At 56.3% G+C, this 14,600-nt stretch carries 15 protein-coding genes; 4 read left to right on the top strand and 11 right to left on the bottom strand.

Going from position 1 to position 14,600, the window contains the following annotated elements; translation table 11 throughout:
• Positions 1-119 precede the first annotated feature (119 nt).
• Complete coding sequence (locus ACP_RS05895; RefSeq protein ID WP_015896380.1) at positions 120-1,055, top strand: LysR family transcriptional regulator; 936 nt, start codon at positions 120-122, stop codon at positions 1,053-1,055.
• Between the two features lie 553 nt (positions 1,056-1,608).
• Here the strand turns inward: ACP_RS05895 and merA are convergent.
• Genes merA through ACP_RS05880 form a run of 3 tightly spaced genes read right to left on the bottom strand, consistent with a single transcriptional unit; the run spans position 1,609 to position 4,765 of the window.
• Positions 1,609-3,081: a mercury(II) reductase gene (gene merA / locus ACP_RS05890; RefSeq protein ID WP_052294703.1), complete on the bottom strand. Its 1,473-nt coding sequence runs from the start codon at positions 3,079-3,081 to the stop codon at positions 1,609-1,611.
• Entirely contained in the window at positions 3,081-3,371 is a 291-nt protein-coding gene (gene merP, locus ACP_RS05885; RefSeq protein ID WP_015896379.1) for a mercury resistance system periplasmic binding protein MerP, read from the bottom strand. The genes merA and merP overlap by 1 nt, the downstream gene beginning before the upstream one ends.
• Positions 3,372-3,412: 41 nt before the next feature.
• The gene (locus ACP_RS05880) at positions 3,413-4,765 is read right to left on the bottom strand and encodes a dihydrolipoyl dehydrogenase family protein (protein ID WP_015896378.1); all 1,353 of its coding nucleotides are present in this window, start codon (positions 4,763-4,765) and stop codon (positions 3,413-3,415) included.
• A 23-nt stretch (positions 4,766-4,788) separates the two neighbouring features.
• Between ACP_RS05880 and ACP_RS18275 the strand changes: the two genes are divergently transcribed.
• Entirely contained in the window at positions 4,789-5,208 is a 420-nt protein-coding gene (locus ACP_RS18275; RefSeq protein ID WP_015896377.1) for a hypothetical protein, read from the top strand.
• On the opposite strand, the gene merT is transcribed toward ACP_RS18275, so the two are convergent.
• Complete coding sequence (gene merT / locus ACP_RS05870; protein WP_041839334.1) at positions 5,205-5,570, bottom strand: mercuric ion transporter MerT; 366 nt, start codon at positions 5,568-5,570, stop codon at positions 5,205-5,207. The two genes, ACP_RS18275 and merT, sit on opposite strands and share 4 nt — an antisense overlap.
• A gap of 62 nt (positions 5,571-5,632) precedes the next feature.
• Between merT and ACP_RS05865 the strand changes: the two genes are divergently transcribed.
• Positions 5,633-6,037, top strand: a complete 405-nt coding sequence (locus ACP_RS05865; protein WP_041839333.1) for a MerR family transcriptional regulator — start codon at positions 5,633-5,635, stop codon at positions 6,035-6,037.
• Between the two features lie 331 nt (positions 6,038-6,368).
• Here ACP_RS05865 and ACP_RS05860 read toward each other — a convergent pair whose 3' ends face one another.
• The 5 genes from ACP_RS05860 to ACP_RS05840 all read right to left on the bottom strand — a co-directional run bounded on the left by ACP_RS05860 (position 6,369) and on the right by ACP_RS05840 (position 10,734).
• Positions 6,369-6,581 carry a hypothetical protein gene (locus ACP_RS05860; protein WP_015896376.1) on the bottom strand — a complete coding sequence of 71 codons (213 nt, stop codon included), beginning with the start codon at positions 6,579-6,581 and terminating at the stop codon, positions 6,369-6,371.
• A gap of 404 nt (positions 6,582-6,985) precedes the next feature.
• Complete coding sequence (locus ACP_RS05855; RefSeq protein ID WP_015896374.1) at positions 6,986-7,396, bottom strand: MerR family transcriptional regulator; 411 nt, start codon at positions 7,394-7,396, stop codon at positions 6,986-6,988.
• A gap of 277 nt (positions 7,397-7,673) precedes the next feature.
• Entirely contained in the window at positions 7,674-9,263 is a 1,590-nt protein-coding gene (locus tag ACP_RS05850) for a ParB/RepB/Spo0J family partition protein (RefSeq protein ID WP_015896373.1), read from the bottom strand.
• A gap of 74 nt (positions 9,264-9,337) precedes the next feature.
• Complete coding sequence (locus ACP_RS05845; RefSeq protein WP_015896372.1) at positions 9,338-9,754, bottom strand: DUF6908 domain-containing protein; 417 nt, start codon at positions 9,752-9,754, stop codon at positions 9,338-9,340.
• Positions 9,754-10,734, bottom strand: coding sequence for an ArdC family protein (locus tag ACP_RS05840; protein WP_015896371.1), 981 nt, complete (start codon positions 10,732-10,734; stop codon positions 9,754-9,756). The genes ACP_RS05845 and ACP_RS05840 overlap by 1 nt, the downstream gene beginning before the upstream one ends.
• A 677-nt stretch (positions 10,735-11,411) precedes the next feature.
• On the opposite strand from ACP_RS05840, the gene ACP_RS05830 reads away from it, so the two are divergent.
• Positions 11,412-11,999: a sigma-70 family RNA polymerase sigma factor gene (locus ACP_RS05830; protein ID WP_015896369.1), complete on the top strand. Its 588-nt coding sequence runs from the start codon at positions 11,412-11,414 to the stop codon at positions 11,997-11,999.
• A 275-nt stretch (positions 12,000-12,274) separates the two neighbouring features.
• Here ACP_RS05830 and ACP_RS05820 read toward each other — a convergent pair whose 3' ends face one another.
• Together ACP_RS05820 and ACP_RS05815 are read right to left on the bottom strand one after the other, a co-directional pair.
• Positions 12,275-12,991: a hypothetical protein gene (locus ACP_RS05820; RefSeq protein ID WP_015896368.1), complete on the bottom strand. Its 717-nt coding sequence runs from the start codon at positions 12,989-12,991 to the stop codon at positions 12,275-12,277.
• A gap of 47 nt (positions 12,992-13,038) precedes the next feature.
• Positions 13,039-13,497: a DUF302 domain-containing protein gene (locus ACP_RS05815; RefSeq protein WP_015896367.1), complete on the bottom strand. Its 459-nt coding sequence runs from the start codon at positions 13,495-13,497 to the stop codon at positions 13,039-13,041.
• Positions 13,498-14,600 lie beyond the last annotated feature (1,103 nt).

Below are 14,600 nucleotides of genomic sequence, written 5' to 3'. Positions count from 1 at the left end.
CGCATCAAATAGAATGATTAGCTGATCGATATGATCCCTGCACGCACCCGGTGGTGGGATCCCTTCTTCATTTCTTCCGTTCACTGTTGCTGCCTTGCGTTCTCCGTCGGAGGGCAGCCATGCTTCTTCCAGAAATGCGGTTGGTGCAGTCAAGCATTGTCCTGGCCGAGGAACTTCACTTCTCCAGAGCCGCCGTGAGGCTGAGAGTGGATCAGTCCACACTTACGAAGCGAATTCTCGAATTGGAGGGCCTGCTTGACGTTCGCCTCTTCGAGCGAAATCACCAAATGGTCGAACTCACAGACGCCGGCGCAAAGTTTGTCGAGCACGCGCGCAAGGGGGTCGCCCATATTGAAGACGCCGTGACAGCCGCCAGGGCCGTGCCACGGGGAGCAGAAAATGTTCTCAACATCGGGCGATCAGCATACGCCGATCCATGGCTGGCCTCCGTCATTCGCTCTGTTCACTTGCCGCTTTATCCGGGGATTCGAATCAACTGGTCAAGCAGTTACTCCCATGAAGTGGCTCGCGATGTGGTCGGCGGAACGCTTGATCTTGGGCTGACCACAGGAGTTCCCGAAATACGCAATCTCACTTGCCTCAAGCTGGCCGAGCATCCGTTTTACATCGCGATGTTATCCCGTGACCCGCTGGCTGCGAACCGCGAGGTGCGGCTTGCCGAATTGCAAAGCCGCACCTGGGTCATGTTTTCACGGCAAGTTAGCCCCTACATGTACGACGCGATCATGAGCGAAGCGAAAAAGGCTGGCGTTGCCCCTTCCGACTTGCACCATGTCACCGGAGCTGTAGAGGCTGTTCCTCTGATCCTGGAATGCGGTGGACTCGCATTTCTCACTCGGACAGGTGCATGGCGTATCGCGCGGGACGGCATTACCATGCGCCCGCTCGCAGAAAAAAACCTAAAGCTCGTCACCCATCTCGCCGCCCGCGCAGACACAAAATCCCGGCTGGTAAGAGAGTTCGTGAAGGCGACAGCGCGCAAGCTGGAGAGCCTGCGTAGGCCGACGCAGCCGCGATTGCCTCTCAGCGCTTGACGGGGTGGGCGGGCGCTTCATCGAATTGCTTCAGGCTGGAAAATCCCTAATTTCAATGTTCAGAGGACCATCGGTGCCGCATTTTGGGCAATGCACGATCCCTGAACTGATCTCCCTGTCTCCAACCTCTTCTCGCTTTCGCGGATGACCGCAGTGGGTGCAAATGTGGAGATGAACCGGGTTAGAGTCATTCTCATCCAAGGCATCTTCATTGTTCATGACCTTAAAACTCCTGCATCGTCAACAAAGGTCTCAATCTTTAACATGATTCATTCCATGTCCAAAAGACTCGCTTTTCACAACTTTTTAGCACGCAACTTTGGGGTTATGGCTGGACTAAACCAAGACGGCAGCTCAGGTCGGCCAGTATCAGCGCGGCGACCATTGAGCAAACGCCGACTGACGCGGTATCCCCGTAAAGATTGTGTAGATATGCGCAGGGGGAGCTCTCAACGGAAGAGACAATAAGCTCGGAGCGGCACCGCAGTGCTTGCCGCAACAATGCAATCTTCAGATGTGAAACTATGATTGCATCTGTTTTCAATTATTTAACTTATCCTGCGCAGCAGGAAAGCTGAGTCACATCTTTGGTGAAGGTCTGGGCGGCCAATTTGAGTCCTTCCACCATGGTTAGATATGGGAAAAGCTGATTTGCAAGATCATGGACGGTCATTTGCACTCGAATGGCAAGCGCTGCTGTCTGGATGAGTTCACCCGCCTGCGAGGCCACGACTTGCACTCCCAACAGCCTGGCGGTCTCAGCATCGGCGACCACCTTGATGAACCCGCGCGTATCGAAGTTGGCGAGCGCTCTGGGAACATTCTCCAGTGAGAGGGTGCGGGTGTCCACGCGAAATTCCTTTGCACGCGCAGCCGATTCATCCAAGCCGACCGTTGAAATCTGGGGGTCTGTGAATACGACGCCGGGAACCACCGATAAATCCAGCGGCTCGCTGCCGCCGAGCATATTCACGGCGGCGCGTGTTCCAGCCGCTGCGGCCACATACACATACTCCGGGTTAGTGGTGCAGTCGCCCGCCGCGTAGATATTCGGGTTGGAAGTGCGCAGAAACTCATCCGCGAGGATTGCGCCGTCCACGTTGGTCAGCACGCCACCATGTTTGAGATCAAGGCAGGCCGTATTAGGCTTTCGGCCTGTCGCAATCAGCAGACGATCGCCAACGATGCGCTCACCGCCGACTTCCACCGTGAACTGGCCGCCGTCGTGTTGGACTCGCTTGATCTCGTTGCCAGTGACGATGCGCATGCCTTCGTCGGTCAGGACTTGCTGGATTGCATCGCCAATCGCAGGATCGCTGTGCGAAAGGATTCTGGAGCGCACGATCAGGGTGACCCTGCTGCCAAGCCGCAAAAAGGCCTGCGACAACTCGAGCGCAACATAGGAGCCGCCGTACACAATCAAATATTCGGGCAACTCCTGCGCGGCAAGGGCCTCGGTCGAGGTCCAGTACGGAGCACTATTCAACCCTGCGACTGGTGGAATGGCGGGCGACGCTCCAGTAGCAATCAATGCCTGGTCAAAGCTGATCGTGTGTTCCCGCCCATCAGATCCTTTCACGAGCAACGTGCGGTCGTCCTTGAATCGAGCCTCCCCGTGAACCATGCGGAAATTTGCGCTGTTCTCTATGATTGACTCGTACTTCGCCTTGCGCAGTTCTTCCACCCGAGCCTGCTGCTGGGCCTGCAACACGGCCCGATTGACATTGGGCGTCATGGCAGAAATGCCGCCATCAAATGGACTGGTGGCGCGGACATGCGCTACATGGGCGGCGCTGATCAGAATCTTCGAAGGGACGCAGCCAATGTTGACGCAGGTGCCTCCGGTTGTGCCGCGTTCGATCATGGTCACGTCCGCGCCACCTTCTTGCAGACGAATCGCAGCGGCAAAGGCGGCTCCGCCGCTTCCAATGATGGCAACCTTGTGGGGCTTCGTCTGCGAAATGGAGCAGAACGTGTCTGTCTCAGGTGTAGCTCCAACCCGAGTCTGGCAGCATGATGTCGACATTACTTTGATCTTCCTTCCGGTTTCGACGGATATCCGGCATCTGCAGTCGCCTTGGTCAGGGCCGCGACGTCGGTCCTGGCATTGTCATAGGTGACAATTGCCTCTTTCTTCGCGTAGCGTACGTCCACTTTCTCGACTCCCGGAACATCTCGCAGCGCCTTCCGCACGGTGATTGGGCAAACCGGGCAGGTCATGCCGGGTACGTTGAGCGTGACGGTGCGAGTAGCCGCGAAGGCCGAAATGGGTGCGGCCAGCAGTGCTACGACAAACAGCCTGGAAAGGTTTTTCATCTTTTCCTCCTGGGATTTGATCCACGGTAAATGATCGTGGGTTAGAGCATGTAAGACACATCCGACCCATGGGTCGGATAACTGAAGATCATATGTTTCAGATCCCGGGCTGGAATTCCCGACCGGATGGCGAGCGCAAACACATTGATGACTTCTGCGGCGGCGCCGCCGAAAAGATGCGCGCCGAGGATGCGATCCGTTCTCTCTTCCACCAGCGTCTTGTAGCCAGAAGACGATTCGCCAACCCTTCGCGAGGAATACCAGCTCCCGGTTGATTCCGTCTTCACTGTGAACTTCAATCCCTTTTCCCGCGCTGCGCTTTCCGTCAATCCGACGGACGCAAGCGGTGGAATCGTAAACACGGCGGAAGGGATTCCGTTGTAGTCGGGCTTGGCATGATTTCCTTTGAGCAGATTTGTTGCTACCAACACGCCGTCGTAAGAAGCTACGGGCGTGAGCGGGGGCCCTCCGCTGGCGGCGGCATCGCCTGCGGCGTACACCGCCGGATTGGAAACACTCTGCAGATATTCATTCACCTTCACGCCGTGCCGGTCCCACGCAACGTCGCCCGCGTCGAGATTCATGTCGTCGATCTCGGGCTCACGCCCAGCGGCGTGGACGACCATGTCCGCGTACAAGGTCCGCATCTGGCCTGAGGTCGAGACCCGCACAGCCAAGCCTCCCGATTGCTTTTCAACCGCGACGGCCTCGGTCTCAAGCTGGATGTCCGCTCCTGACGCGCGCGTATGCTGAACCAGAAGTTCCACCATGCTGGAATCGAACTGACGCAGTGGACGGCTGTCTCGATGGACTATGGTGACCTGCGCTCCAGCCCGCAGCGCAACATGCGCAAACTCAAACGCGATGTATCCCCCTCCGATGAAGAGAATTCGTGACGGAAGGCTATCGAGTTCGAGAAAGTGTTCACTGTCGATGAGGTGCTCAGAGCCGGGTATCTTCAGATCGGCAGGCTTCTGCCCGGCAGCGATGACGATGTGGCGCGCCTCCAGCGTATCTTCGCCAACTTGAATGGATGTAGGGCCAGTGAAACGGGCGCGACCGTGGAACGCCTCGATGCCGGCCTTGCGGAAACCTTCTTCCCGATGTTTAGGGACCGGCTCGGTGAAGGTTCGCTTGAAATGCATCAGCTCTCGCCAGTTGATTTTCAGTTCTCCGGCCTGGATTCCCTTGCCTTGCATGCGACGGCCCCAGTCGATCAGCTCCGCTGCCCCAACCAGCACCTTTTTCGGATCGCAGCCACGCAGCGCACAGGTGCCCCCAAACGGCCGTGAATCAATTACGGCAACCTGCCAGTCGGCGGCACGACAACGCGAAGCCACAGACGACGCCGCTGATCCAGTTCCAATTGCAATGAGATCGAATTGCTTATTCATGCCACTCCTGTCTTTACGGTCAGATGCACCAGACCTTAGCGAACGGCCTTGGGCTGATCCCCACAGGCACTCCTCTTGTATTTGCCGAGTGGGATTTCCGCGAGGCGGGCAAGAAGAAAGACCGCGACAATGGACCCCATGAAGAAATTGGTCTGCATTGGTACGAGATCAAAGCCGTGCAAGGCAACGTACGCCGATGCGATCAGAAAGAGCGGGCCTGTGACGTAGCAGTGTATTCGCCCACATCGTGCGGCGTTCGCAAGGCACGCAGCACCCATAACCAAAAAAGCCGGAAACCAGAGCAGCAATTCGAGCTTTGGCCAATTGGCTCCGACGACAAGAGCGGCGACTGGGAGCCACCAGAGAAGAACGGCGTAGCGGCTGCATGCCAGGTCGGTTGCTGCTTGATTGTGGTCAGGCATCGGCAAAACTCCCTCCCTTAGTAAAAGAATGGTGCAACGTAAGGAAACGCAAGAGCGATCAACACCAGTCCCGCAACGACCCAGAACAGAATCTGATACAGCCGTTTTGTTTGCGGCAGCGCGCACACTTCGCCGGGTAGGCATTTCTCCGCCGGACGATAGATGCGTCTCCAGGCGAAATACAACGCGACTAACGCGACGGCAATGAATAGCGGTCGATAGGGTTCGAGAACCGTCAAATTTCCGATCCAAGCGCCGCCGAAGCCGAGGGAAATCAGCACCAGCGGCCCCAGGCAGCAGGTCGAGGCGAGAATTGCCGCCAGACCTCCCAGCGCCAATATCCCGGATTTCGATTTCTCAGATGTCTTGGTTTCAGATGCCATGTGTCTTGTTTTCCTTTTCTCTGAATTCAGAGTACTCTCCGTACATAGGTACGGAGTCAAGCATGAAACCACGAATGACCATCGGAAAATTGGCCGAGGCCGCCGGAGTGGGTGTAGAAACCATCCGCTTTTATCAGCGATCAGGGCTGCTGCAGGAACCGGAGCGTCCTATATTAGGATTTCGCGAATACACGAAGGAGGATGTCAGGCGCGTCCGTTTCATCAAACGAGCGCAAATGCTCGGCTTCAGTCTGAACGACATTGCAGGCCTGCTGAAGCTCGATGGTCCCCAGACCTGCAGGGTGGCGCATGATTTGGCTCTCGCCAAACTGCATCTGGTTGAAGAGAAGATCGCAGCCCTCGATTCCATCCAAAATGCCTTACGGCAAATGGTCCGCCGGTGCGAGCGTAAGCACAAGCGTGGTAGCTGTCCGATTATCGAAACGTTGGTCGAAGATGAGAGGTAGGATTGTGCGCTGGATTTACTGACGCTCCATTTGAAGCGGAAGGAATCCCAGTAGGCCGCGCCCAAATTATACGGAGTTTTTCGTGCGTTCTTGGAGCGTATTGCTTCTTGTGAATGCTCTTTCAGAACGGGTACCGGGTATCTGTCTCAGAATGGGCTGTCGCTCTTGGAGCGATGTGCGCGATTTTCTTGATCACAGCTGGTTTTCAAGATAACCAACTCCGAAACGCCAGAGCGATGCCTCTTTGTACGAAATCCCGCTCCGGCTTTCGGAATCGCAAGACTCATCGCGGAACGCCGATTTCAGTGGTGCGCAAGGCGCTTTCATTGGGTCATGTGCCGGCACAGCACTCTGCGAGATTGCCATTTACGACAACAGCGTGCACGCCATAGTGCGCGGCTTTTGCTGCAGCTTCCGGCTTGTGTATGTCGTAGACCACAACATCGCATGATACGCAAGTCAGCTTCTGCACCAGAGCAATCGTTTCATCGCATACGTCGCAACCGGCGCTGAAGACTTCCACCTTCCTTTTGCTGTTGGGCATTTGAATCCTCCGGGAGTTATAAGTTGTCTTCGCTGCGCGCCCCCAAAGCCGGAAATGAATTTGCTCGCAGGGCGCAGTCACAGCGCATGGCGAAAGGACAACTGTTCCATACAGAGGCCAGGATGAGCAGCGCTGATCCGGAATAGAATGCCGGGCTTGAATCGAGTTCGAATTTGCCGAACAGGATCAGACAGGCGGCTGCGATTCCAAGCACCCGGGGTCCGTCAATACGCTGCGTGCGGGCGCGAAATATCAATACGCCTGATTCGAAACCAGAAGCCCAAGTCCGAGCGTAGCCAGTAGCGGCGCGTAGGCAGGCCAGTAGGCTGAACAGACGATCCACAACAAAGGTGATAGCCCGATTCCAGGCGCGATCAGCAGGTTTTGCTTCCAGTCGCCGTTTGTCATTCGGGATCCTCTTTATCCAGGCTTTCGAGGATGGGGCAATCCTTTAAAGAGCCGCAGCCGGAGCAGTTCTCCGCCATTCGCAATAGGCTTGCGCGGATAGCTTCGAGATGCAGAATCTTTCGTTCGACGTCGGCAATCTTCGTCTGTGCTTGCTTGCGAATGTCGGCTTGTGTCGTGTGAGTGTCCATACGTAACGAGAGCAGTTCCTTGATCTCTTTCAGGGAAAAGCCTAGTTCTTGGGCTCGTTTGATGAAACGAATCCGTTGCACCGACTCAACTGAAAAGATACGATATGCCGCTGCGGTGCGAGACCTGGCTGAGAGAAGCCCCTGGCGTTCGTAGTATCGAATCGTCTGAATGTTGACGCCTGAACGTTTCGCCACTTGGCTGATGGTCAACCTTTCCATGAATCAACGGTAAACCCAGTACGTAGGTATAGAGTCAAGCGTGAAGCGATCAAATTTGTGAATGTCTATGGCCAAGTGGGCGATGCCGGGTTTCTGAGTCCGCCGGGTAACGATTGGATATTGTTCAGATGTGCGTGTCTGCCGGTCGGGTGGGCTGAGGATGTCGCCTCGGACACGTCCGGGGCATCAGAACCGGGTGGGAAGACGGGCAGCCAGAGACAAAAAATTGCGGAGCCGCTGTTGCCGGCTCCGCTGTGTATCCCGGTTGGGTTTGTGGTTAAGCGGCGGCGGACTTCTTCGCCGCTTTCGGTTGAGGCTTGGCCGTGGCTTTCTTCGCGGCCTTTCCTTTGTCTTTGGCCGCGAACTCCTGTTTGACCTTCGCGGCGATGGTGTCCGCGTCCACCTTGTAGCACTGCGCGGCTTCGCGGAGAATGCGCTCGGTGTCCTGCGGGCCGCGCATGGAAAGCAGGATGGCAGCCTCGATGAGGATGCGACCCAGCTTGCCTTCTTCGGCTTTAGGCAGAAACTCGGCCAGCAGTTTCGCTGGCTGCTCGCCGTGTTTTGGCTTAGCGATGCCATGCTGCCGGATGAGGATGACAGCCTTGCGCTCATCCAGCATCGAAGTCAAGCGAACGGCAAGAAACAGCAGGTCGTGTTTCATGAGCCGGACGGGAACGGCATCGCCGACTGCTTTGAGAACGCGGAGTCCGGTTGTCTGGGCTATCGCTTCCTCGCGGCGGCGCTTCTCCTGTTCGGCCTTGAGCGCGGCATCGGTCTGCATGCGCTTTCTCCCGTGGTGAATGGGGCATCCGGGATTGGCGCACACCTTGCGCGTTTCGCCCTTTTCGCTGCCCTCGGTGACGATGGCCTCGGCGGTGTACTTGCACGTCTTGTACTCCGGCCAGTCGCGCTGCTCCTTCTTCTGCGGTTTGTCCTGGCGGATGACAACGTACTTGTTGCGCGGGATTGCCGGGCTGTCTTCGTTCGGCTTGCCATAAGCGGTGCTGATCTGTACCAGCTTCGGCTTTGCCGCCACGGTCTGTTTCACGAAAGCATCTACCTTGGCCTGATAGCATTTGGGGTCGCTACACGCATCGGGCTGGTTGGCTCCGATGTCGGCAAACAGCAGCGTGTTGTGGCCGGTGCGTTTGGGGCATTCAAGGCAGGAACCTGCCTCGGGCACAAGCTGCGCGTCGTCCTTGGGGAAGGGCGCGGCGGCAAGCTCCAGCAGAATGTTGTGCTCAATCCACTGCTGGAGATGGCGGACAGGCAGCAGGATGCGCTTTGCCTTGCTGCCGTTGGTGTAGCCCTGCTGCCAGCAGGCGGCGAGTGCTTCCTGTTGCTCATCGGGTTGAAGTTTTGCCAGCAAGAGGGCATGGCCTACGCCGATCTCGTCCTTGGCGAAGGCTTCGGCGACGGCGGGCGCAAGTTGCGCGAGGCGCGTCCTCGCCGTCACGTATGCGGGCGATTTGCCACATTTCGCGGCGATCTGTTCCACGGTGTAGTCAAGGCGCATCAAGGCGACGTAGCCGTTCGCTTCGTCCAGCGGGTGAACGTCGCGGCGTTGCAGGTTTTCAACGATGCTAACTTCGACTGCCTGGGCATCGCTCAATTCCGCGATGCGGACGGGAACGTATTCAAGACCGGCCCTCTGCGCCGCGCGGTAACGCCGTGCTCCGGCTACGATCTCATAGGTGTGCTGCCCCTTGGGCCGCACGACAAGCGGTGAGAGAATGCCCTGCGCTCGGATGGACTCGGCTAGTTCGTTGAGGCTCGTCTCGTCAAATACCTGCCGGGGATTGGTGGGCGATTCCGTGAGGCTGATGACGGGGAGGTTGCGATATTCGGACTGAGTTGCGGTTGTCATTGCGATCTTCTCCTTTGCTGGTTGTCGAGTGGAAGGTTTGGGCGGGCGCAATCACCCGCCCATGATTGAGCGGGCTATTGACTGCGGCTGCGCTGGAAGGCTTCGTAATAGCCTTGCGCGCGCAGGTTGTTGTCCCACATGTAGGCAAACTCCTCATGCCGCCGTTTGAGTGCTGGCAGCGTAAAGAGCTTTCCCGCGTCATCGTGGAAGCTGGAATACTGCTCGATGCCGAGATAGTCGTTGCGCCAGTGGTACGGAAACAGTTCCATATCCTGTCCGGCGCGGCGCAACTCAAACAGCATCTCCGGGTCGCGCATCGTGTCGCCGTTCTGCTGGCCGTAGTGCGCGACAGAGATGGCAACCAAACCATGCGGGCCGGGAACTCCGATATCCTCGATGTCGAGCGGCATCCACGGTGGGTTGTCGATGTGGATATGGAAGCCGGGCGGAAGATTCCCGGCCTCCATGAGGATGAGCGCCACGGTGCGCATCAGGCCACCTCCGCGACGGCCACGCTTTCGGTCGCCGGAGCCGCTTCCCGGATTGCGCCGAGAATCACGGCGGAAGTGCGCTGGATGACTTCAAGGCTTTCGGTCAACAGCGCCGCGTTGCCGTGGTAAAGCTGGATGTAGTCGGCGGTGCTGTTGCCGATCTCCAGCCCGATGGCCTGACCCACGATAAAGGCCACGGCTTCGGCTTCCGTCTCGCGGACGGTTGCGGTAGTCATGGTGCGGCGCTCGGCTTTATGTAACAGTTCGTGCGCCGTTTCATGCACCAGCGTGGTGAACTCCTCGGCCTTGGACTGGCCGGGCAGAAGAGCGATCTTGCCGCCGTAGCTCACGCCAAGGGCTGGGGCGATCTTCTCGTTGAACTCCAGCGCGATGTTCTGCTGGTTGAGGAAATCCATCAGGCGGTCGCGGTGGCCGCCCACTTCGCCGCTGATGTTGTGGTCAAACTCCGGCAGCGCCACGCCTTCGGTCTGGCTTACGTCAAACACATACACGGCGCGAAAGCCGATCAACACAGGTTGAGGCTTAACGTTGTTTTCTGTTTCCGCGTCCTGCTCGGGTTCGGTCTTCTTCCGCCGATGGCCCACCACGGGAGCGAGAATCTGGATGCCTTTCTCGCCTTTCTTCACGAACCGGCCCAGTTCGTTCCATGCGCGAATGCCTGCGACGCGGGTCGCGTTGGGTTTCTGGCGGGCAATGGAGAGTACATTGCCGAAACTGTAGTTATGAAACCGTGCCATCGCCTTCAGGTACGCGGTCAGGGATTCGCTTTTCCCTGCCTCAAGCTGCTGGATGAGGTGGTCCACGGCCTGCTTGATGAGCATTTGCGTGGGGTTGTCGCGCTGAGTGGTGCGCTGCTGGTAGGGCGAATCACTGCGATACTTGCGCTGCGATTCGTTGCGGCTGCGGGCTGCGCTATTGTTGGCGGTTGCGGCTGTGCTGTTGACTGTAGAGGTTGCCATGATGTGCTCCAAGTGTGGATTTGCCTCTTTTCGGCCCTATGGGGCCAAAAAAAGACATTCGTTTCATGGCTGCGAAAAAGGCGAAGTGAGGCGCTGTCCATCCCCGAAGCCCGAAGGGGCGCGGAAGCGAGCACGGCGCGCACGTCTGCGTCGCGCGGAGCTGCACAAGCGGGATTGACAGAAGGAGCCGAGCGAAGCCTATAGTTCGCCCGGAAACGAATGTCGTAAGACTGAATCAGCCGAAGGCTGCGTTAGACCACTATTCAGACTTGATTGATTACCTGGAGGCAAAAGCAAGGAATCAGCGAAGGCTTACTGATTCAGTGCGACAAACAGAGCGCTGCTGCTAAAGCCCGCATGGGAATCAATATTCAACAAAGCGATCCAGAACTTGTCTTTCCTGCTCTGCAGGAGGGGATCGACTTTACCGGCCAAACGGGCAGAAAGCCATGATCCGCGCAGATTGTAAAGAGATGCTGTTCAGCAAAGCTGGTGAAATGGCTTGTCGCACTGTGCGTCAGGTGATTACACTTCTTTGAGAATTCGAGGTCTAGACCGAAATTGAGAAGGACGGCTAATATCAAAGCCTAAAGAACCCCGGCAAGGGCTGGTATAGAGGCAAGGGCTGGTATAGAGAGGAGTGGGATCATCGGGCTGTGAAGCTTGATGACAAATGAATGGATCTTAATTTTTCGGAGCCGGGATTCCTTGAATGCGTGAAGAGTCGCGAGCGCAATACGGTACGAGCAGTGGTTGACGCTTATCTGCCGCAGCTTTTGCGCGCTGCGCGCGGTATGGGGTTTTCCCTCGAAGCAGCCGAAGATCTCGCTCAATCCACGTTTCTTGGACTCATTGAATCGGCGCCAAATTTTGAGGGGCGGGCACATATCCGCACTTATCTGTTTAGCATTTTCTACAACAAGGTGAAAGAGCATCTCCGGGAGGTGATCAAGATCGAAAAGAATGACCCGATCGACGAAGTGGTGGAGTCACGGTTTGATCAGAGAGGACGATGGCGCCGGCCACCTGCCGACATTGAGCGGGAGATTTATGGGATGGAAGCCGGGAAGTCGATTCGGGATTGTCTTGGAAAATTGCCGGATACTCAGAGGATCGTTTTCTACCTGCGGGAGGTTGAAGAAATGAGCACGCGAGAAATTTGTAAGAAGATGGATTTGAGCAGCACTAACATTGGTGTGATTCTTTTTAGGGCTCGCCACCATTTGCGGGAATGTCTGGAGCGGAAGGGATTCAGAAAGGAATGAGGGATGCTTAGCTGCGCCGAAGTAGTCCGACAAATAGCGAGCGATGAGGCGGTGAACGCCAGCTTTGCAGAGAAGTTGCGGTTACGTATCCATCTTGCAATCTGCAAGCATTGCTCAGAGTTTGCGTGGCAGTTGCGAGGAATGGGGAAAGCCGTGAAAGATGCGAGCACAGCTGTGTCCGATTTGGAAGTCGTCCAGGCGCGGACCCGGATTATGGACGGCATTTTCGGGCGGTGATCTGGAATCGAAGGCATTTCTGCTTCGATTGCGGGACTTCATTTTGTTGCTCGCGGATATTCCGAGGGCTGCTGTTCGTCGCTGGTCTTTCTGAATATCAAACGGGCAGCCTGCCAAACCGCGCTGGGCTGGGCTTGAAGAAGTCGCCGAGACAGCCATCCGAGTATGGAACCGAAGACCAGGTGGGCAAGATAAACGACTATCAGGAAGCCCACGGAAAACTGAAGACCGAAATAGCCGATGCCCATGGCGCGGACTACCGGGCTGAGCATAAAGATCGTTCCGATGACTAATGCGTACGGGATGGCCAGCCAGCGACGACGCGTGCCGAGAAAGAGGACATAGACAATCCCGAAACACGCGCCATTCCAGAAATGATAAGCCCAGCCGGCAATGTTGGACAGGACGGTGGGGCCGGTCATGAATTGATCAAGGAGCAGGACGCCAATGAGTTTGGGCATACTGCCGGGCATGTATCCAAGGTGGAAGCCGGAGATGCGAATGCATTCGAGGCCAACGGTGGCGACCATCCCAGCGAGTGCTCCCCAGAAGATGGAGTGGCTGATTAGGGGCAGGCGCTTGCGCGTTGCGATGGCGATAATGGCAAGCAGCACGATCGCCGGGACCATCCAGTGCAGTGCCAGGGCGCTCAGACTGCTTGTGCCCGACTCGGCAATAGGAAAGATGAGCGGTCCGACTGACGCCAGCGCCAGCGATATGCCCGCAAGAATAAGAGTTGGCCAACCTTTTCTCATGTTCTCCTCGCTTTCTGCTGTAGGTGCGTCAGCCAGACGCTTGTCGATCAGTGGGTTGCGGATTGTGCGATGCTATCGAGCTTCTTATCGAGCATCTTCGCCATCATACTGATCTTGGGATTGTTGAATTGATCCAACTCCGCTGACGGCCTGTCATAACTGACGTACGTGCGCCCGTTCTTTCCCTGATACACAAAAATACGTGCGGGGATGAAGAGCCCAACAGCGTGATCGACACTGAAGAGTTTCTTGCCGACGTTGGGGTTGCCTACAAGGAAGGCCTCGCCATTCATGTGAAGGCCGGTCATGGAAAGGACATGCCCTTGGTTGATATGTCCCATCACCATCAGGCCATTCTGGCTGGTCGCGGACTTGAGCTTGGAAATTGTCTGATTGAAGTTGTGTTGGCTTTCGACTTTGACGATAGAGCTTTGAGCCACTGCCATTCCGCTGAAGGCAAGAGTGGTCGCGGCAACAACAATGAGCATCAATAACTTACGTTTCATAGGAGTCCTCCGGTAGACTTTGTGAGTTTTGGGTTCCACTATCGCGTATTCCGTCGTCCAAGGGGATAAGGTATGCGCAGAGAAGCCTGAATATAGATGTTGCAACAATATGCCGACGTTTATAGGACGCTCCCCCTGAAGGGGCGTTCTATTGGGTTAGTTTCAGGAGCGAGAGATTCATTACAGGAAAATCAAGCATTCTGACGCAGAAAGGTGCTTTGGAGAGCTTGATCCGTTCCGTTTCAGGAAATTGATTTTTGGGCTCCAATTCCCGGAGCCCAAAAACTTAGTGTCCCCATCGGGGATGGTGGAAACCCCTCGGCTTCAGGCGAAGAACGTTGGTCGAAGTCTCCGAAGGAGAGGAGACTGCCGACTGAAAGTCGGCGGCTTTGTTAAGATCGGGCGCGTTCATCGAATTCATTCGATGCGCCCGATCAACCCCTCGACTTAAAGTCGAGGGTCGTTCAGTTATTCAGAAGTTGTCGAGTAATCGTCAACTACGTTTCATGCAAATGGGCGAAGCTGAAAGAAGAAGAGAAGGGGTGAGGTTGACATGGTAGTAGCCGCTTCACGCGAATTGTCTCCTCGTTAACGCGAGGCATGCTGCAGGTTGTACTCTTCCTGTTGCGTTGACTCGCTGCACCTATTCAGATCTACCGGCATCGTAGGTCCAATGTATGTGTCTGCAAATCTATGGAGCTTTTTGAGTGATTATGGAGCCTCCTGAGTTAATTTCGGAATTGCCTGTCGCCTTTGATCGGTTGCTCACCCGACCGGCATTGCTTATAATCCGTTCTATGCTGCGAAAGACCGCATTCTGGATCTTGTTGGCTGTGATTGTAAGCGTGCAAGCGCTCACGGTTACGTGCGACGCCCGTTGCGAGAGCATGGCTTTTGCCAGTCCTTCCGTGGCAATCAGCAGCGATTCCTCAAACAGCGTCTCCGCTCGCACAGCGGCGTATCTTCCGCCTGCAATGAGCCTTTGCAAAGACCTCCTCTGCAAAGACGACTCTGCATGCATCACTAATCCACCCGCTGTCACTGCTGCTGGGACCACGCAGTTACTGGTGCAAACCTACCTTCTTCCGGTCTCTCATAATCCG

The sequence above is a fragment of the Acidobacterium capsulatum ATCC 51196 genome (genome assembly GCF_000022565.1).
GTDB lineage: Bacteria > Acidobacteriota > Terriglobia > Terriglobales > Acidobacteriaceae > Acidobacterium > Acidobacterium capsulatum.
This window is presented reverse-complemented; position numbering and strand designations above follow the sequence as displayed.